At 54.7% G+C, this 14,845-nt stretch carries 26 protein-coding genes; all 26 read left to right on the forward strand.

The window, feature by feature from the left end; genetic code table 11:
• Positions 1-117 precede the first annotated feature (117 nt).
• The 26 genes from fusA (at position 118) to rpsM (ending at position 14,829) form a co-directional block, all read left to right on the forward strand.
• Positions 118-2,241, forward strand: coding sequence for an elongation factor G (fusA, locus tag QEN58_RS00760; protein WP_071695000.1), 2,124 nt, complete (start codon positions 118-120; stop codon positions 2,239-2,241).
• Positions 2,242-2,270: 29 nt separating this feature from the next.
• A complete protein-coding gene (gene tuf / locus QEN58_RS00765; RefSeq protein WP_280105344.1) occupies positions 2,271-3,464 on the forward strand; it encodes an elongation factor Tu in 1,194 nt (397 codons plus the stop codon).
• 159 nt (positions 3,465-3,623) lie between these two features.
• Positions 3,624-3,935, forward strand: a complete 312-nt coding sequence (gene rpsJ / locus QEN58_RS00770) for a 30S ribosomal protein S10 (protein WP_007112007.1) — start codon at positions 3,624-3,626, stop codon at positions 3,933-3,935.
• 161 nt (positions 3,936-4,096) lie between these two features.
• On the forward strand, positions 4,097-4,735 hold the full coding sequence (gene rplC, locus QEN58_RS00775; protein WP_035582685.1) for a 50S ribosomal protein L3: 639 nt from the start codon (positions 4,097-4,099) through the stop codon (positions 4,733-4,735).
• A 15-nt stretch (positions 4,736-4,750) separates the two neighbouring features.
• The gene (gene rplD, locus QEN58_RS00780) at positions 4,751-5,356 is read left to right on the forward strand and encodes a 50S ribosomal protein L4 (protein ID WP_176303387.1); all 606 of its coding nucleotides are present in this window, start codon (positions 4,751-4,753) and stop codon (positions 5,354-5,356) included.
• A complete protein-coding gene (gene rplW / locus QEN58_RS00785) occupies positions 5,353-5,649 on the forward strand; it encodes a 50S ribosomal protein L23 (RefSeq protein ID WP_008959167.1) in 297 nt (98 codons plus the stop codon). The genes rplD and rplW overlap by 4 nt, the downstream gene beginning before the upstream one ends.
• A 17-nt stretch (positions 5,650-5,666) precedes the next feature.
• Positions 5,667-6,497, forward strand: a complete 831-nt coding sequence (rplB, locus tag QEN58_RS00790; protein ID WP_280105345.1) for a 50S ribosomal protein L2 — start codon at positions 5,667-5,669, stop codon at positions 6,495-6,497.
• Between the two features lie 33 nt (positions 6,498-6,530).
• Entirely contained in the window at positions 6,531-6,806 is a 276-nt protein-coding gene (rpsS, locus tag QEN58_RS00795; protein ID WP_009098993.1) for a 30S ribosomal protein S19, read from the forward strand.
• An 18-nt stretch (positions 6,807-6,824) separates the two neighbouring features.
• Positions 6,825-7,157, forward strand: coding sequence for a 50S ribosomal protein L22 (rplV, locus tag QEN58_RS00800; protein WP_007112002.1), 333 nt, complete (start codon positions 6,825-6,827; stop codon positions 7,155-7,157).
• A gap of 10 nt (positions 7,158-7,167) precedes the next feature.
• Positions 7,168-7,869: a 30S ribosomal protein S3 gene (rpsC, locus tag QEN58_RS00805; RefSeq protein WP_009288141.1), complete on the forward strand. Its 702-nt coding sequence runs from the start codon at positions 7,168-7,170 to the stop codon at positions 7,867-7,869.
• Positions 7,870-7,884: 15 nt separating this feature from the next.
• A complete protein-coding gene (rplP, locus tag QEN58_RS00810) occupies positions 7,885-8,298 on the forward strand; it encodes a 50S ribosomal protein L16 (protein WP_007112000.1) in 414 nt (137 codons plus the stop codon).
• Positions 8,298-8,489, forward strand: coding sequence for a 50S ribosomal protein L29 (gene rpmC / locus QEN58_RS00815; protein ID WP_007111999.1), 192 nt, complete (start codon positions 8,298-8,300; stop codon positions 8,487-8,489). Before rplP ends, rpmC begins: the two co-directional genes overlap by 1 nt.
• 1 nt (position 8,490) lies before the next feature.
• Positions 8,491-8,751 (forward strand): 30S ribosomal protein S17, encoded by a 261-nt coding sequence (gene rpsQ / locus QEN58_RS00820; protein ID WP_007111998.1) that lies wholly within the window; start codon positions 8,491-8,493, stop codon positions 8,749-8,751.
• Between the two features lie 49 nt (positions 8,752-8,800).
• Positions 8,801-9,172, forward strand: a complete 372-nt coding sequence (gene rplN / locus QEN58_RS00825; protein WP_008959163.1) for a 50S ribosomal protein L14 — start codon at positions 8,801-8,803, stop codon at positions 9,170-9,172.
• Positions 9,173-9,186: 14 nt separating this feature from the next.
• Positions 9,187-9,501 carry a 50S ribosomal protein L24 gene (gene rplX / locus QEN58_RS00830; protein ID WP_007111996.1) on the forward strand — a complete coding sequence of 105 codons (315 nt, stop codon included), beginning with the start codon at positions 9,187-9,189 and terminating at the stop codon, positions 9,499-9,501.
• Between the two features lie 18 nt (positions 9,502-9,519).
• Positions 9,520-10,059, forward strand: a complete 540-nt coding sequence (gene rplE, locus QEN58_RS00835; protein ID WP_280105346.1) for a 50S ribosomal protein L5 — start codon at positions 9,520-9,522, stop codon at positions 10,057-10,059.
• Positions 10,060-10,069: 10 nt separating this feature from the next.
• Positions 10,070-10,375: a 30S ribosomal protein S14 gene (gene rpsN, locus QEN58_RS00840; protein ID WP_040479530.1), complete on the forward strand. Its 306-nt coding sequence runs from the start codon at positions 10,070-10,072 to the stop codon at positions 10,373-10,375.
• Positions 10,376-10,407: 32 nt separating this feature from the next.
• Positions 10,408-10,800, forward strand: a complete 393-nt coding sequence (gene rpsH / locus QEN58_RS00845) for a 30S ribosomal protein S8 (protein WP_035582690.1) — start codon at positions 10,408-10,410, stop codon at positions 10,798-10,800.
• Positions 10,801-10,809: 9 nt separating this feature from the next.
• Complete coding sequence (gene rplF / locus QEN58_RS00850) at positions 10,810-11,340, forward strand: 50S ribosomal protein L6 (protein ID WP_223288618.1); 531 nt, start codon at positions 10,810-10,812, stop codon at positions 11,338-11,340.
• 9 nt (positions 11,341-11,349) lie between these two features.
• Complete coding sequence (gene rplR / locus QEN58_RS00855) at positions 11,350-11,700, forward strand: 50S ribosomal protein L18 (protein WP_008959159.1); 351 nt, start codon at positions 11,350-11,352, stop codon at positions 11,698-11,700.
• An 11-nt stretch (positions 11,701-11,711) separates the two neighbouring features.
• Positions 11,712-12,212 (forward strand): 30S ribosomal protein S5, encoded by a 501-nt coding sequence (gene rpsE / locus QEN58_RS00860; RefSeq protein ID WP_007111990.1) that lies wholly within the window; start codon positions 11,712-11,714, stop codon positions 12,210-12,212.
• A gap of 6 nt (positions 12,213-12,218) precedes the next feature.
• Complete coding sequence (rpmD, locus tag QEN58_RS00865) at positions 12,219-12,401, forward strand: 50S ribosomal protein L30 (RefSeq protein WP_040479528.1); 183 nt, start codon at positions 12,219-12,221, stop codon at positions 12,399-12,401.
• A 3-nt stretch (positions 12,402-12,404) separates the two neighbouring features.
• Complete coding sequence (gene rplO, locus QEN58_RS00870) at positions 12,405-12,839, forward strand: 50S ribosomal protein L15 (protein ID WP_040479525.1); 435 nt, start codon at positions 12,405-12,407, stop codon at positions 12,837-12,839.
• On the forward strand, positions 12,840-14,171 hold the full coding sequence (secY, locus tag QEN58_RS00875) for a preprotein translocase subunit SecY (RefSeq protein WP_280105347.1): 1,332 nt from the start codon (positions 12,840-12,842) through the stop codon (positions 14,169-14,171).
• 64 nt (positions 14,172-14,235) lie between these two features.
• Complete coding sequence (gene rpmJ / locus QEN58_RS00880) at positions 14,236-14,349, forward strand: 50S ribosomal protein L36 (RefSeq protein ID WP_008959154.1); 114 nt, start codon at positions 14,236-14,238, stop codon at positions 14,347-14,349.
• A gap of 123 nt (positions 14,350-14,472) precedes the next feature.
• On the forward strand, positions 14,473-14,829 hold the full coding sequence (rpsM, locus tag QEN58_RS00885; protein WP_007111986.1) for a 30S ribosomal protein S13: 357 nt from the start codon (positions 14,473-14,475) through the stop codon (positions 14,827-14,829).
• Positions 14,830-14,845: the final 16 nt, after the last annotated feature.

Here is a 14,845-nt window from a genome sequence, read left to right on the forward strand (position 1 = left end):
TGAGTCGCTCTGTTGCAATACCCAACCGCTACCCTGTAGGGGTGGCGGCGGTCGCATAAGCCTCGCTTGCATACGCCGCTAAATTAACGAGCATCGCCAACAAACGGGAGTTTCACCGTGGCACGCAAGACTCCACTAAATCGCTATCGTAATATCGGTATCGTCGCTCACGTTGACGCGGGTAAAACCACGACGACTGAGCGTGTACTGTTCTACACCGGCCTTTCCCATAAAGTGGGCGAAGTGCACGACGGTGCTGCGACCATGGACTGGATGGAGCAGGAGCAGGAGCGTGGTATTACGATCACCTCCGCTGCTACGACCTGTTTCTGGCAGGGCATGAACAAACAGTTCCCTGAGCACCGCATTAATATTATCGACACCCCAGGGCACGTTGACTTCACAATCGAAGTTGAGCGTTCGCTACGCGTACTCGATGGTGCGGTTGTTGTACTGTGCGGCTCTTCCGGCGTTCAGCCGCAGACCGAAACCGTATGGCGCCAAGCTAACAAGTACGAAGTGCCGCGTATGGTATTCGTCAACAAGATGGACCGTACTGGCGCTGATTTCTTCATGGTTGTTGAGCAGTTGAAAGAGCGCCTAGGTGCCAAAGCTGTGCCGATCCAGATTAACTGGGGCACAGAAGAGGACTTTAAAGGCGTTATCGACCTTATTCAGATGAAAGCCATCCTGTGGGATGAAGAAAGTCTGGGTATGACCTATGACCTCGTGGATATTCCTGCTGAGCTACAAGAAACAGCAGAAAAGTACCGCGAAGAAATGGTCGAAGCAGCTGCCGAAGGCTCTGACGAGCTGATGGAGAAGTACCTTGAAGGCGGCGAGCTAACGATTGAAGAGATCAAAGCCGGTCTGCGCGCCCGCACCCTGGCTAACGATATCGTTCTGGTTACCTGTGGTTCTGCGTTTAAGAACAAAGGTGTTCAGGCAGTGCTGGATGGCGTTATCGAATTCATGCCTTCGCCGACTGAAGTTAAGGCGATCGAGGGTGAGCTCGACGATAAAGACGGCACCGTTGATACGCGTGAAGCTGATGACAGTGCACCGTTTGCGGCCTTGGCGTTTAAAATCGCCACCGACCCCTTCGTTGGTACACTGACCTTTATCCGCGTCTACTCCGGGGTTCTGAAATCTGGTGACGGTGTATATAACTCCGTTAAGCAGAAGAAAGAGCGCGTTGGCCGTATCGTTCAGATGCACGCCAACTCCCGTGAAGAGATCAAAGAGGTTCTGGCAGGCGACATCGCTGCTTGTATCGGCCTGAAAGACGTCACCACGGGTGATACCCTGTGCGATATCGATAACAAAATTGTTCTCGAGCGCATGGAGTTCCCGGATCCGGTTATCTCGGTTGCCGTAGAGCCTAAGTCTAAGGCAGACCAAGAGAAGATGGGTGTTGCATTGGGCAAGCTTGCTCAAGAAGATCCTTCCTTCCAGGTTAAAACCGACGAAGAGACCGGCCAGACGATTATTTCTGGTATGGGCGAGCTGCACCTGGATATCCTCGTTGACCGTATGCGTCGCGAGTTTAAGGTTGAAGCCAATATCGGTAAGCCTCAGGTTGCCTACCGCGAAACGATCCGCGGCAGCATTGAGCAAGAAGGCAAGTTCGTACGTCAGTCCGGTGGTCGTGGTCAGTACGGTCACGTTTGGCTACGTATCGAGCCGCTGACTAAAGAAGAAAAGGGTGAAGGCGACGAAGAGATCTTCTTCAAATTCAACTCTGAGATCGTAGGTGGCGCGGTTCCTAAGGAATACGTTCCTGCGGTTGAGAAGGGTGCTTACGAGCAGCTTAAAAACGGCGTTATCGCGGGTTACCCGATGATCGACGTTAAAGTGTCGCTGTTCGACGGCTCCTTCCACGACGTAGACTCCAACGAGACTGCGTTTAAGATTGCTTCTTCTATGGCAGTAAAAGAAGGTGCCAGGAAGGCCAAGGCCGTGCTGCTGGAGCCGGTGATGAAGGTCGAAATCGTGACCCCCGAAGAATTTATGGGTGACGTCATGGGTGACCTGAGCCGTCGTCGCGGCCTGGTGCAGGGTATGGATGACTCCTCTTCTGGTAAAGTCATTCGTGCGACGGTGCCATTGGGTGAGATGTTCGGTTATGCAACCGATCTGCGCTCACAAACCCAGGGCCGTGCGAGCTACTCTATGGAGTTCTCGAAGTACGACGAGGCGCCCTCCAGCGTCGTTGAAGCCGTCATCAATCAAAACGGTTAACCGTTAGCTAACGTAAAGAGGTTATAGCAGTGGCTAAGGAAAAATTTGAACGTTCCAAACCGCACGTCAACGTCGGCACCATTGGTCACGTCGACCACGGTAAAACGACTCTGACGGCGGCCCTGACCCGCGTGTCTGCTGAGGTTTTCGGCGGCGACTGGCGTGAGTTTGATACCATCGATAACGCTCCTGAAGAGCGCGAGCGCGGTATCACAATCGCCACTTCTCACGTGGAATATCAGTCTGAAGAGCGTCACTACGCTCACGTTGACTGCCCAGGACACGCTGACTACGTCAAGAACATGATCACCGGTGCTGCGCAGATGGACGGCGCTATCCTGGTATGTTCTGCCGCAGATGGCCCGATGCCGCAAACTCGCGAGCACATCCTGCTGTCTCGTCAGGTTGGCGTACCGTACATCGTTGTGTTCCTGAACAAAGCGGACATGGTCGATGACGAAGAGCTGCTCGAACTGGTAGAAATGGAAGTTCGCGAACTTCTAGACCAGTACGACTTCCCGGGTGACGACACGCCGATCATCACTGGTTCTGCGCTAATGGCACTGAACGGTGAAGATGACAAGGGTATGGGTACTACCGCCGTTGCTAATCTGATCAAAGCTCTGGATGAGTACATCCCCGAGCCGGAGCGTGCTATTGATCAGCCGTTCCTGATGCCGATCGAAGACGTGTTCTCTATCTCTGGTCGCGGTACTGTTGTTACCGGTCGTGTAGAGCGCGGCATCGTTAAAGCGGGCGAAGAAGTGGAAATCGTGGGTATCCACGACACCACCAAAACGATCGTTACCGGTGTTGAAATGTTCCGTAAACTGCTCGACGAAGGTCGTGCTGGTGAGAACGTTGGCGCCCTGCTGCGTGGTACCAAGCGTGATGACGTAGAGCGTGGTCAGGTACTGGCTAAGCCGGGCACCATCACTCCGCACACTGTCTTCGAAGCAGAAGTTTACGTACTGTCCAAAGAAGAGGGTGGTCGTCACACGCCGTTCTTCAAGGGCTACCGTCCGCAGTTCTACTTCCGTACCACCGACGTAACCGGTACTTGTGAACTGCCGGAAGGCGTTGAAATGGTCATGCCGGGTGACAACGTTCAGATGGTTGTTACCTTGATCGCTCCGATCGCAATGGACGAAGGCTTGCGCTTCGCTATTCGTGAAGGCGGCCGTACTGTCGGTGCTGGCGTTGTGGCCAAAATCGTCAAGTAAGCAGCATGCTTGAATGATGAAGGGGGCTCTGATGAGCCCCCTTTTCTGCGCACCAACAGCAAATGTTTGACATGGGCTTTTGGCGTGCCTATAATGCGCATCCTTTGAATGCGTGGGTAGACGGCTCGCGCCGTCGACATCCATTGGAGTTTAAGGCAAATGCAGAACCAAAAGATTCGCATTCGGTTGAAAGCTTTCGACCATCGCCTGATCGATCAGTCTACAGCGGAGATTGTTGAAACCGCTAAACGTACTGGTGCTCAGGTTCGTGGTCCGATTCCGCTGCCGACCAACCGCGAGCGTTACACCATTCTGATCTCGCCGCACGTCAATAAAGATGCGCGTGACCAGTATGAGATTCGTACGCACAAGCGTGTGCTCGACATTGTTGAGCCGACCGAAAAAACTGTTGATGCTTTGATGAAACTTGATCTCGCCGCAGGCGTAGACGTGCAAATCAAACTCAACTAATTACACTAGTCACTTTGCGGCCCAGCGCTCATCGCTCTTTGTAAAGGGTTGGTATGAGCAGCAGCCGCCGCGCCGTGAGGCGCCACACAATGTGCTAGTGGAATGCTCTGGAAAGGGCAGCCATAGCGGGTGATAGCCCCGTACACTATAGGAGACTGAGTATGACTATCGGTTTAGTCGGTAAAAAGGCCGGGATGACCCGTGTCTTTACCGAAGACGGCGCGTCTGTGCCCGTAACCGTTATTGAAGTTGATCCTAATCGTGTTACACGCGTTAAATCTGTCGAATCTGACGGATACGCAGCGATTCAGGTCACATCTGGCTCTCGTAAAGCTAAGCACCTCACCAAAGCGCAAGCGGGTCAGTTTGCCAAGGCAGGTGTCGAGGCTGGTCGTGCACTGATGGAATTTCGTCTTGCAGAAGGCGAAGAGATTCCTGAAGTGGGCGGCGAAATCACCGTATCCCTCTTCGAAGCTGGTCAAATGGTTGACGTGACTGGCACCTCTAAGGGTAAAGGCTTCCAGGGTGCTGTTAAGCGCTGGAACTTCCGTACCCAAGATATGACTCACGGTAACTCTCTGTCGCATCGCGCGCCGGGTTCTATCGGCATGTGTCAGACTCCGGGTCGCGTTTTCAAAGGCAAAAAGATGGCCGGTCAAATGGGTAACGCCCGTTGCACCGTGCAGAGCCTTGAGATCGTCCGTGTCGACGCCGAGCGTAACCTGCTGCTGATTAAAGGCGCCGTACCGGGTGCTCCCGGTAGTGACGTTATCGTTCGCAGCGCCGTGAAAGCAGGCTGAAGGGGATAATTACCAATGAATCTGAATCTTGCTGCAGGCACGGGTACCGTTGAAGTAGCCGACGCCACTTTTGGCAAAGAATTCAACGAAGCGCTCGTTCACCAGGTTGTCACTGCCTATTTGGCGGCTGGTCGTCAGGGAACCCGCGCACAAAAGAGTCGTTCCGACGTTCGTGGTGGTGGTAAAAAACCGTGGCGTCAGAAAGGCACCGGTCGTGCACGTGCCGGTACCATCCGCTCTCCGCTATGGCGTAGTGGTGGCGTAACCTTCGCGGCGCGTCCGCAAGACTACACCCAGAAGGTTAACCGCAAGATGTACCGTGCAGCGATGCGCTCCATCTTGTCAGAGCTGGTACGTCAAGAGCGTTTAGTCGCGATTGAAGAGTTCGTCGTCGATGCGCCTAAGACCAAGCAGGTAGCTGCCAAGCTGAAAGAGCTCAACCTTGAAAAAGTGTTGATCGTCACTGAAGAAATCGACGAGAAGCTCTATTTGGCCGCACGCAACCTTCCCCACGTTGACGTGGTGGATGTCGCGGCAGCTGACCCGGTAAGCCTGGTAGCCTTTGATAAGGTCCTGATTACCGTCTCCGCCCTGCGTAAATTCGAGGAGAAGCTGGCATGAACCAGGAACGCGTATTTAAGGTTCTGCTTGGGCCGCACGTGACCGAAAAGGCCGCAATGGCAGCCGAGCGCAACCAGTACGTTTTCAAGGTGGCATCTGATGCTACCAAGCCCGAGATCAAAAAGGCCGTTGAAGCACTCTTCGGCAAAAAGGTCGGCAGTGTTCAGGTACTGAACATGAAGGGTAAGACAAAACGTACTGCGAACGGCGTTGGCCTGCGTAAGGGTTACCGCAAAGCGTATGTGACCCTGGCTGCGGGTGAAACGCTCGAAGACTTCTCTGGCGCCGAATAAGGGCAGGAGTACGGATAATGGCAATCGTCAAGACCAAACCCACTTCCGCCGGTCGTCGCCACGTCGTCAAGATCGTTGGCGAGGAACTGTTCAAAGGCCGTGCCTATGCACCGCTTTTAGAAAAACAGTCCAAGTCCGGCGGCCGTAACAACTACGGTCGTATCACCACCCGCCACGTGGGCGGTGGTCATCGTCAACACTATCGGTTGATCGATTTCAAACGCACCAAGGATGGCATTCCTGCCACCGTTGAGCGCCTTGAGCACGATCCCAATCGCAGTGCGCACATTGCGCTGCTGAAGTATGCCGATGGTGAGCGTCGTTACATCATTGCACCGAAAGGTGTCAGCGCGGGTACCGTGCTGGAATCTGGTGTTAACGCGTCAATCAAGAAAGGCAATGCCTTGCCGCTGCGCAACATCCCGCTGGGTTCTACGGTGCACTGCATCGAACTCAAGCCGGGTAAAGGCGCGCAGATTGCTCGCAGTGCCGGTACAAGCGCCCAGTTGGTTGCTCGTGAAGGTAACTATGCCACCCTGCGTCTTCGCTCTGGCGAAATGCGTAAAGTGTTGGCCGAGTGCCGCGCGACCTTGGGTGAAGTGAGCAACTCCGAGCACAGCCTGCGTCAACTTGGCAAGGCCGGTGCGAAGCGCTGGAGAGGTGTGCGTCCGACTGTTCGCGGTGTCGCGATGAACCCAGTCGATCACCCGCACGGTGGTGGCGAAGGCCGCACCAGTGGTGGTCGTCACCCGGTATCCCCATGGGGTGTGCCGACTAAGGGTCACAAGACGCGTAAGAACAAGCGCACCGACAAGCTGATCATTCGTCGTCGTAATAAGACGCGTTGATCTAAATTGCCAAGACATTAAGAGGTAACGGCTGTGCCACGTTCACTAAAGAAAGGTCCCTTCATTGACCTTCATCTTTTGAAGAAGGTAGAGGCTGCAGTGGAGAAGAACGATCGCAAACCGATCAAGACTTGGTCGCGTCGTTCTATGATCCTGCCCAATATGGTAGGCCTCACTATCGCGGTCCATAATGGTCGCCAACACGTCCCGGTGCACGTATCCGAGGAAATGGTTGGCCACAAATTGGGCGAATTCGCTGCTACTCGCACTTATCGCGGGCATGCAGCGGATAAAAAAGCCAAACGGTAAGCCAGAGAGGATTGAGAGATGGAAGTCACAGCTAAGCTGCTTGGCGCTCGTTTATCCGCCCAGAAGGCCCGTTTGGTGGCTGACCAGGTGCGCGGTAAACCTGTCGCCGAGGCACTCGACCTGCTGACCTTCTCACCGAAGAAGGCTGCCAAGCTGGTTAAGAAGGTGCTGCAATCCGCGATTGCAAACGCGGAAGAAAATAACGGCATGGATATTGACGAGCTGCGTGTCTCGACCATCTGCGTCGATGAGGGCATGACGCTCAAGCGTATCAAGCCGCGTGCCAAGGGGCGTGCGGATCGTATCTTGAAGCGCACGTGCCACATCACCGTCAAGGTAGCCGAGAAGTAGGAGTCGACCGATGGGTCAGAAAGTCAATCCAACAGGCATTCGACTGGGCATCGTCAAAGACCATGCTTCTGTCTGGTATGCTGAGCGCGGCGCTTACGCCGATAAGCTCAATAACGATCTCGAAGTGCGTAGCTTCCTGGAAGAGCGTCTTAAAAGCGCCTCTGTTAGCCGCATCCACATCGAGCGTCCGGCGAACAATGCCCGCATCACCATTCACACTGCCCGTCCGGGTATCGTGATTGGTAAGAAAGGTGAAGATGTCGACCGTTTGCGTCGCGATCTTACCCAGATGATGGGTGTTCCCGTGCATGTGAACATCGAAGAAGTTCGCAAGCCGGAGCTGGATGCCAAGCTAGTCGCTGCTAACGTAGCGGGTCAGCTTGAGCGTCGCGTGATGTTCCGTCGTGCTATGAAGCGCGCGGTACAGAACGCAATGCGTCTTGGCGCTGGTGGCATCAAGATTCAGCTGTCAGGTCGTCTTGGTGGCGCTGAAATCGCACGTACCGAATGGTACCGCGAAGGTCGCGTTCCGCTGCACACGTTGCGTGCGGATATCGACTACGCCACTTACGAAGCTCACACCACCTATGGCGTTATCGGCGTCAAAGTGTGGATCTTCAAGGGTGAAATCCTCGGCGGTATCGAGGAAGTACGTGCCAAGGCGAAACAACAGCCTGCCGGCAACGCGCCCAAGAAGAAAGGTTCCAGGTAAGGGGAGAGCGAGTCGATGTTACAGCCCAAGCGTATGAAATTCCGCAAGATGATGAAAGGCCGCAACCGTGGCCTGGCGCATCGCGGAAGCAAGATCAGCTTCGGGGAATACGGCCTTAAAGCTACTGGTCGCGGCCGCATTACTGCGCGTCAGATCGAAGCAGGCCGTCGTGCGATCACACGTCACGTTAAGCGTGGCGGTAAAATCTGGATCCGCGTCTTCCCTGATAAGCCGATCTCTAAGAAGCCGCTCGAAGTTCGTATGGGTAAAGGTAAAGGTTCTGTTGAGTACTGGGTTGCCCAGATCCAACCGGGTCGGGTCCTGTATGAAATTGAAGGCGTGTCGGAAGAGCTCGCTCGTGAAGCGTTTGAGCTTGCCGCACAGAAAATGCCCTTATCCACCACCTTTGCGAAACGGACGGTGATGTGATGAAAGCCCAGGAAATTCGTGAAAAGTCCGCAGGAGAGCTCCAGGAGCAACTCCTCGAACTCCTCCGCGAGCAGTTTAACCTGCGCATGCAGAAGGCCACTGGCCAACTGAGCCAGACTCATCTGCTCAAGCAGGTCCGCCGGGATATCGCCCGCGTTAAGACTTTGCTCAACGAGAAGGCAGGTGATTGAGATGGCCGAAGAAAACACAAAGCGTACGCTCACCGGTAAAGTGGTGAGCGATAAGATGGACAAGTCCATCGTCGTCATGATCGAGCGGCGCGAGCGTCACCCGATCTACGGAAAATACGTTAAGCGCTCCACCAAGCTGCACGCCCATGATGAGGCGAACCAGGCTAAGGCAGGCGATACGGTCTCTATTCAAGAGTGCCGTCCGCTTTCCAAGAAAAAAGCTTGGACGCTGGTCGAGGTGGTTGAACACGCCAAGGGTTAATCCTGAGGCTTGTCAATCAGTGCAGTCAGATTAGGTTTGGAGAAAACCGATGATTCAGACTCAGACAATGCTGGATGTCGCCGACAACAGCGGAGCGCGCCGGGTGCAGTGCATCAAGGTGTTAGGCGGTTCACACCGTCGTTACGCTCGCGTTGGTGATATCATCAAGGTCACGGTTAAGGAAGCGATTCCGCGTGGCAAGGTCAAAAAAGGCCAGGTGCTAAAAGCGGTCGTGGTCCGGACCCGTAGTGGCGTCCGTCGTCCCGACGGTTCGCTCATCCGTTTCGATGGAAATGCGGCAGTTTTGTTGAATAACACCAACGAACAGCCCATCGGTACCCGTATTTTTGGGCCGGTGACTCGTGAACTTCGTAATGAAAAGTTCATGAAGATCATTTCCTTAGCGCCTGAAGTGCTGTAAGGAGCGAGGCGGATATGCAAAAGATCAAACGTGACGATGAAGTCATCGTCATCGCCGGGAAGGATAAAGGCAAACGTGGCACCGTTAAGCGGGTATTAGAAAACCGCTTCTTGGTGTCCGGTGTGAACATGATTAAACGTCACACCAAGCCAAATCCCATGGCGGGTAATCAGGGCGGTATCGTCGAGCGTGAGGCTCCGATTCACGCGTCCAACGTAGCCATCTTCAATTCGGAGACCGGTAAGGCGGATCGCGTCGGCTTCCAAGTGAAGGAAGACGGTACCAAGGTACGTATCTACAAGTCGACGCAGACGCAGATCGACGCCTAACGCGAGTCGGGTAGCAAAATGGCGAACTTGAAAGAACGTTATCAAAACGAGGTAGCAGCTCAACTCAAAGAAGAGTTCAGCTATGCCAACGTTATGCAGGTACCACGGATCACGAAAGTGACTCTGAATATGGGTATCGGCGAAGCAGTCAACGATAAAAAGTTGATTGACAATGCCATCGGCGATCTAGAGAAACTCTCTGGTCAAAAACCGTTGGTGACCAAGGCACGTAAGTCCATCGCGGGCTTTAAGGTACGCGAAGGTTGGCCAATCGGCATCAAAGTAACACTGCGCGCAGAGCGTATGTGGGACTTCTTGGACCGTCTGGTTTACATCGCGATTCCCCGCGTGCGTGACTTCCGTGGTCTCAACCCGAAGTCTTTCGACGGTCGTGGCAATTACTCTATGGGTGTGCGTGAGCAGATCATCTTCCCGGAGATCGAGTATGATAAAATCGATCGCATCCGGGGGTTGGATGTCACTATCACGACGACCGCCAAAACCGACGAGGAAGGTCGTGCGCTGCTAGCCGCGCTGAACTTCCCGTTCAAGAAATAGGGCTGGGATCATGGCTAAGAAAAGTATGGTAGAGCGTGAGCTTAAGCGTACTCAGCTGGTCGCGAAGTATGCGACCAAGCGCGCTGAACTCAAGAAGATCATCTCAGACGTGAACACGACTGAGGAAGACCGCTTCGAGGCGACGCTGAAGCTGCAGCAACTGCCGCGCGACTCAAGCCCGGTGCGTCAGCGTAACCGCTGCCGTATCACCGGTCGTCCGCACGGTTTTTACAACAAGTTCGGCCTTGGCCGTAACAAGCTGCGTGAAGCCGCCATGCGTGGCGACGTTCCTGGGTTGAAAAAATCCAGTTGGTAACGCCACGTAGTATTATCAGGAGCGCACATTAAATGAGCATGCAAGACACTCTGGCGGATATGTTTACCCGTATCCGCAATGCGCAGATGGCCACCAAGGAGACGGCAACCATGCCGTCCTCCAAGCTGAAAGTGCAAGTGGCCCGAGTGCTAAAGGAAGAAGGCTACATTGCCGACTTTGCGGTAGCGGAGGGCGTTAAGCCCGAGCTAACCGTAACTCTCAAGTACTTTGAGGGTAAGCCGGTCATTGAGCACATTCAGCGGGTTTCCAAGCCGTCCCTGCGCCGCTACATGGGCAAGGACAACTTGCCTAAGGTTGCCGATGGCCTGGGTATCGCGATTGTCACCACATCTAATGGTGTCATGACCGATCGTGCCGCGCGCCAAGCGGGTGTCGGTGGCGAAGTCATCTGCACCGTATTCTAGGAGGCTGGAATGTCCCGCATAGCGAAATATCCGGTTAAAGTGCCTGCCGGCGTTGATATTAAAATCAATGCTGACCAGCTGACCGCCAAAGGCGGCCAGGGCACGCTATCTATGACCATCCACTCTGATGTAGTGGTAGGTCAGGAAGATGGCCAGCTGACCTTCGCCCCGAGCGAATCTGCCAAGAGCTGGGCAATGGCCGGTACTACCCGCGCCTTAGTTCAGAACCTGGTAACGGGCGTATCCGAGGGTTTTACACGAACTCTCGAAATTGTTGGCGTCGGTTATCGTGCCCAAGCTAAGGGCCAGACGCTCAATCTTTCACTGGGCTTCTCGCACCCGGTCGACTACGAACTGCCTGAAGGTGTGTCAGCGGAAACGCCGAAGAACACCGTTATCGTGCTGAAAAGCGCCGATAAGCAGCAGCTCGGCCAGTGCGCCGCGGAAATCCGCGCCTTCCGTCCCCCCGAGCCGTATAAAGGCAAGGGTGTTCGGTACGCCGACGAGCAGGTGCGTCGCAAAGAAGCCAAGAAGAAGTAAGGCAGGGTTATGAACGCGAAGAAAGAATCTCGTCTCCGTCGTGCCCGCCGCGCTCGCGCAAAGATCCGCGAGCTGGGCGTGTATCGCCTGTGCGTCAACCGTACCCCGCGTCACATCTATGCGCAGATTATCTCGCCGGATGGTGGCAAAGTGCTAGCCAGTGCTTCTACGCTGGACAAAGCACTGCGCGAGGGTGCGACCGGCAACTCAGATGCGGCCTCTAAAGTAGGTGCTCTGATTGCTGAACGCGCTAAAGAAGCAGGCATCACCCAGGTGGCCTTCGACCGTGCTGGCTTTAAGTATCACGGCCGCGTCAAGGCGCTGGCCGACGCCGCACGTGAAGGCGGCCTGGAATTCTAAAGGGTTTTACGATGGCGAAGAACGAACAGCAAAGCGGTGATCTGCAAGAGAAGTTAGTGCAGGTCAACCGCGTCGCCAAGGTGGTCAAAGGTGGTCGTATTTTCGGCTTCACCGCACTGACCGTCGTTGGTGATGGTAAAGGTCGTGTCGGTTTCGGTCGTGGCAAGGCGCGTGAAGTGCCTGTCGCAATCCAGAAAGCGATGGATCAAGCTCGTCGCAACATGGTCAAGGTGAACCTTGCTGGCCATACGCTGCAGTACCCGGTCAAAGCCCGTCACGGTGCTTCCAAGGTGTACATGCAGCCGGCTTCTGAAGGTACCGGTATTATCGCCGGTGGCGCCATGCGCTCTGTACTAGAGCTCGCCGGTGTCCACGATGTACTGGCCAAGTGCTACGGTTCCACTAACCCGGTTAACGTGGTACGGGCGACTGTTAAAGGTCTCTCCTCCATGCAAGCACCGGAAGACGTGGCCGCTAAGCGCGGTCTGTCTGTCGAAGCGATCACGGGGTAAGACACCATGGCAGCAACGATCAAGTTTACCCAGATCCGGAGCACCATCGGCATCATGCCCAAGCACAAAGCTACTATGAAGGGCTTGGGTCTGCGTCGCATCGGTCATACGGTTGAACTGGAAGACACCCCCGCCGTACGCGGCATGATCAACAAGGTGAACTACCTTGTGCGCGTTGAGGGAGAGTAATCCATGAAACTTAATAGCCTAAGCCCGGCTCCGGGCTCCAAGCACGCCGCAAAGCGTGTTGGTCGTGGCATCGGTTCCGGTCTTGGTAAGACCGGTGGCCGTGGTCACAAAGGTCAGAAAGCACGTAGTGGCGGCAGTGTTAAGCCCGGTTTCGAAGGCGGTCAGATGCCTTTGCAGCGTCGTTTGCCGAAATTCGGTTTTACGTCTGCAAAGTCTCTGGTCTCTGAAGAAGTACGCCTGGCTGAACTTGCTAAAGTTGCCGGTGGTGAAGTCACCATGGCATCTTTGAAAGAAGCCAACGTGCTGAAGGATTCTACGCTACACGCGAAGATCATCCTTTCTGGCGAACTGAAAACAGCGGTAACCGTTCGCGGAATCAAGGTCACCAAAGGTGCCCGTGAAGCGATCGAAGCCGCTGGCGGCAAGGTAGAGGACTAAATGGCCAAGTCAGGAAACATGCCGGCGATGGGCAGCGGTCTGAGTGAACTGTGGGCGCGTTTGCGCTTCGTGCTCCTCGCCATCGTGGTGTACCGTATCGGTGCCCACATTCCCGTTCCCGGTATCAATCCTGACCAGCTTGCTGCCTTGTTTAGGGAGCAACAGGGCACCATCCTGGGCATGTTTAACATGTTCTCGGGTGGCGCCCTGGAGCGCATGAGTGTTCTCGCCCTGGGTATAATGCCCTATATATCGGCGTCAATTATCATGCAGCTCATGACTGCGGTCTCCCCTCATCTTGAACAGCTCAAGAAAGAGGGTGAGGCTGGCCGCCGCAAGATTAGCCAGTACACCCGCTACGGCACGGTGATACTGGCGTTTGTCCAGGCTACCGGCATGTCCGTCGGTCTGGCTAGCCAAGGCATCGCGTACACTGCTGACTTAAGCTTCTATTTCACCGCCGTGATTACATTCGTATCGGGCGCGGTGTTTATGATGTGGCTAGGTGAGCAGATTACCGAGAAGGGCATCGGCAACGGTATTTCGCTGCTGATTTTCGCCGGTATTGTTGCTGGACTACCCAGTGCCGTGGGCCAAGCCTTCGAGCTTGCCCGTAACGAAGGGGCCTGGAATGTTCTGCCGCTGTTAGCGCTGTCAGCGTTAGGTATTGCGACTGTCGCTTTTGTAGTTTTCATTGAGCGTGGCCAACGCCGCCTCAAGGTTAACTACCCTCGTCGGCAAGTGGGCAATAAGATGTATGCAGGGCAAAGTAGCTACCTGCCTTTGAAGGTCAATATGGCCGGTGTTATCCCGGCGATATTTGCCTCCAGTATCCTGCTCTTCCCGGCCTCTATTGGTCAGTGGGTAGGTGCCGGTGAAGGTATGGAGTGGTTGCAGCGTGCATCTCAGGCATTAGGTCCAGGTCAACCGCTTTACATCTTGCTTTTCGCGGCGGCAGTGGTATTCTTCTGCTTCTTTTACACAGCGCTGGTCTTCAACCCCAAGGATGTGGCTGACAATCTTAAAAAGTCAGGCGCTTTCCTGCCGGGCATTCGCCCCGGCGAGCAGACCGCTCGCTATATCGACAAGGTCATGACACGTCTGACCCTGTTCGGTGCCTTGTATATCACTGCGGTTTCCTTGATGCCCCAGTTCTTGATTGTGGCGTGGAACGTGCCGTTCTTTTTCGGCGGTACCTCGTTGTTAATCGTAGTCGTGGTCATCATGGACTTCATGGCCCAGGTGCAGTCGCATCTCATGTCGCATCAGTATGACTCAGTGATGAAGAAGTCCAACCTGAAAGGCTACGGTAGCGGCGGTATCATGCGCTGAGGCGCCGTCCACCCTATTAAATTAGAGTGTGGCGCGCCGCGAGCCGGTTTTTGGAGAAAGATCGATGAAAGTTCGAGCTTCCGTAAAGAAAATGTGCCGTAACTGCAAGATCATTCGTCGCAATGGCGCTGTCCGCGTCATTTGCAGCGAGCCACGGCACAAACAACGCCAGGGTTAATAGCCTGGGTTGTATTAAGCGGGTGCCAGCATACCCCTTGCCTTAGGGCAACTAAAGGGGTATGCTGTTGCGCCTTTTGTAGATGAATAAACGAGCAAGCCGCTCAAATTTCGGAGTAAGCTGATGGCCCGTATTGCAGGCGTCAATATCCCGGACAACAAGCATGCGGCGATCTCGCTGACCTATATCTTCGGGATTGGCCGTACCCGTGCTGAGCACATCTGTGCTGCTGCCGGTATTGCCATGAATGCCAAGATCCAGGACCTGTCTTCTGAAGAAGTCGACACCCTGCGTTCTGAAGTTGGCAAGTACACCGTAGAAGGCGACCTTCGTCGTGATGTTACGCTTAACATTAAGCGTCTCATGGACTTAGGCTGCTACCGTGGTCTGCGTCATCGTCGTAGTCTTCCGCTGCGTGGTCAGCGGACTAAGACTAACGCGCGCACCCGTAAGGGCCCGCGTAAGCCGATCCGCAAATAACACGCACGTTCTGGCG

The sequence above is a fragment of the Halomonas alkaliantarctica genome, assembly GCF_029854215.1.
GTDB lineage: Bacteria > Pseudomonadota > Gammaproteobacteria > Pseudomonadales > Halomonadaceae > Vreelandella > Vreelandella alkaliantarctica_A.

What these genes read in the sequence shown, in the direction of transcription:
- rplB (WP_280105345.1), top strand. Translation starts at nt 5,667, where the DNA reads ATGGCAATCGTCAAGACCAAACCCACTTCCGCCGGTCGTCGCCACGTC.
- rplC (WP_035582685.1), top strand. Translation starts at nt 4,097, where the DNA reads ATGACTATCGGTTTAGTCGGTAAAAAGGCCGGGATGACCCGTGTCTTT.
- rplN (WP_008959163.1), top strand. Translation starts at nt 8,801, where the DNA reads ATGATTCAGACTCAGACAATGCTGGATGTCGCCGACAACAGCGGAGCG.
- rplE (WP_280105346.1), top strand. Translation starts at nt 9,520, where the DNA reads ATGGCGAACTTGAAAGAACGTTATCAAAACGAGGTAGCAGCTCAACTC.
- rplX (WP_007111996.1), top strand. Translation starts at nt 9,187, where the DNA reads ATGCAAAAGATCAAACGTGACGATGAAGTCATCGTCATCGCCGGGAAG.
- rplR (WP_008959159.1), top strand. Translation starts at nt 11,350, where the DNA reads ATGAACGCGAAGAAAGAATCTCGTCTCCGTCGTGCCCGCCGCGCTCGC.
- rplF (WP_223288618.1), top strand. Translation starts at nt 10,810, where the DNA reads ATGTCCCGCATAGCGAAATATCCGGTTAAAGTGCCTGCCGGCGTTGAT.
- rpsC (WP_009288141.1), top strand. Translation starts at nt 7,168, where the DNA reads ATGGGTCAGAAAGTCAATCCAACAGGCATTCGACTGGGCATCGTCAAA.
- rplO (WP_040479525.1), top strand. Translation starts at nt 12,405, where the DNA reads ATGAAACTTAATAGCCTAAGCCCGGCTCCGGGCTCCAAGCACGCCGCA.
- rpmC (WP_007111999.1), top strand. Translation starts at nt 8,298, where the DNA reads ATGAAAGCCCAGGAAATTCGTGAAAAGTCCGCAGGAGAGCTCCAGGAG.
- rpmD (WP_040479528.1), top strand. Translation starts at nt 12,219, where the DNA reads ATGGCAGCAACGATCAAGTTTACCCAGATCCGGAGCACCATCGGCATC.
- rpsQ (WP_007111998.1), top strand. Translation starts at nt 8,491, where the DNA reads ATGGCCGAAGAAAACACAAAGCGTACGCTCACCGGTAAAGTGGTGAGC.
- rpsM (WP_007111986.1), top strand. Translation starts at nt 14,473, where the DNA reads ATGGCCCGTATTGCAGGCGTCAATATCCCGGACAACAAGCATGCGGCG.
- rplP (WP_007112000.1), top strand. Translation starts at nt 7,885, where the DNA reads ATGTTACAGCCCAAGCGTATGAAATTCCGCAAGATGATGAAAGGCCGC.
- rplW (WP_008959167.1), top strand. Translation starts at nt 5,353, where the DNA reads ATGAACCAGGAACGCGTATTTAAGGTTCTGCTTGGGCCGCACGTGACC.
- rpmJ (WP_008959154.1), top strand. Translation starts at nt 14,236, where the DNA reads ATGAAAGTTCGAGCTTCCGTAAAGAAAATGTGCCGTAACTGCAAGATC.
- rplV (WP_007112002.1), top strand. Translation starts at nt 6,825, where the DNA reads ATGGAAGTCACAGCTAAGCTGCTTGGCGCTCGTTTATCCGCCCAGAAG.
- rpsH (WP_035582690.1), top strand. Translation starts at nt 10,408, where the DNA reads ATGAGCATGCAAGACACTCTGGCGGATATGTTTACCCGTATCCGCAAT.
- rpsJ (WP_007112007.1), top strand. Translation starts at nt 3,624, where the DNA reads ATGCAGAACCAAAAGATTCGCATTCGGTTGAAAGCTTTCGACCATCGC.
- rplD (WP_176303387.1), top strand. Translation starts at nt 4,751, where the DNA reads ATGAATCTGAATCTTGCTGCAGGCACGGGTACCGTTGAAGTAGCCGAC.
- secY (WP_280105347.1), top strand. Translation starts at nt 12,840, where the DNA reads ATGGCCAAGTCAGGAAACATGCCGGCGATGGGCAGCGGTCTGAGTGAA.
- rpsE (WP_007111990.1), top strand. Translation starts at nt 11,712, where the DNA reads ATGGCGAAGAACGAACAGCAAAGCGGTGATCTGCAAGAGAAGTTAGTG.
- rpsN (WP_040479530.1), top strand. Translation starts at nt 10,070, where the DNA reads ATGGCTAAGAAAAGTATGGTAGAGCGTGAGCTTAAGCGTACTCAGCTG.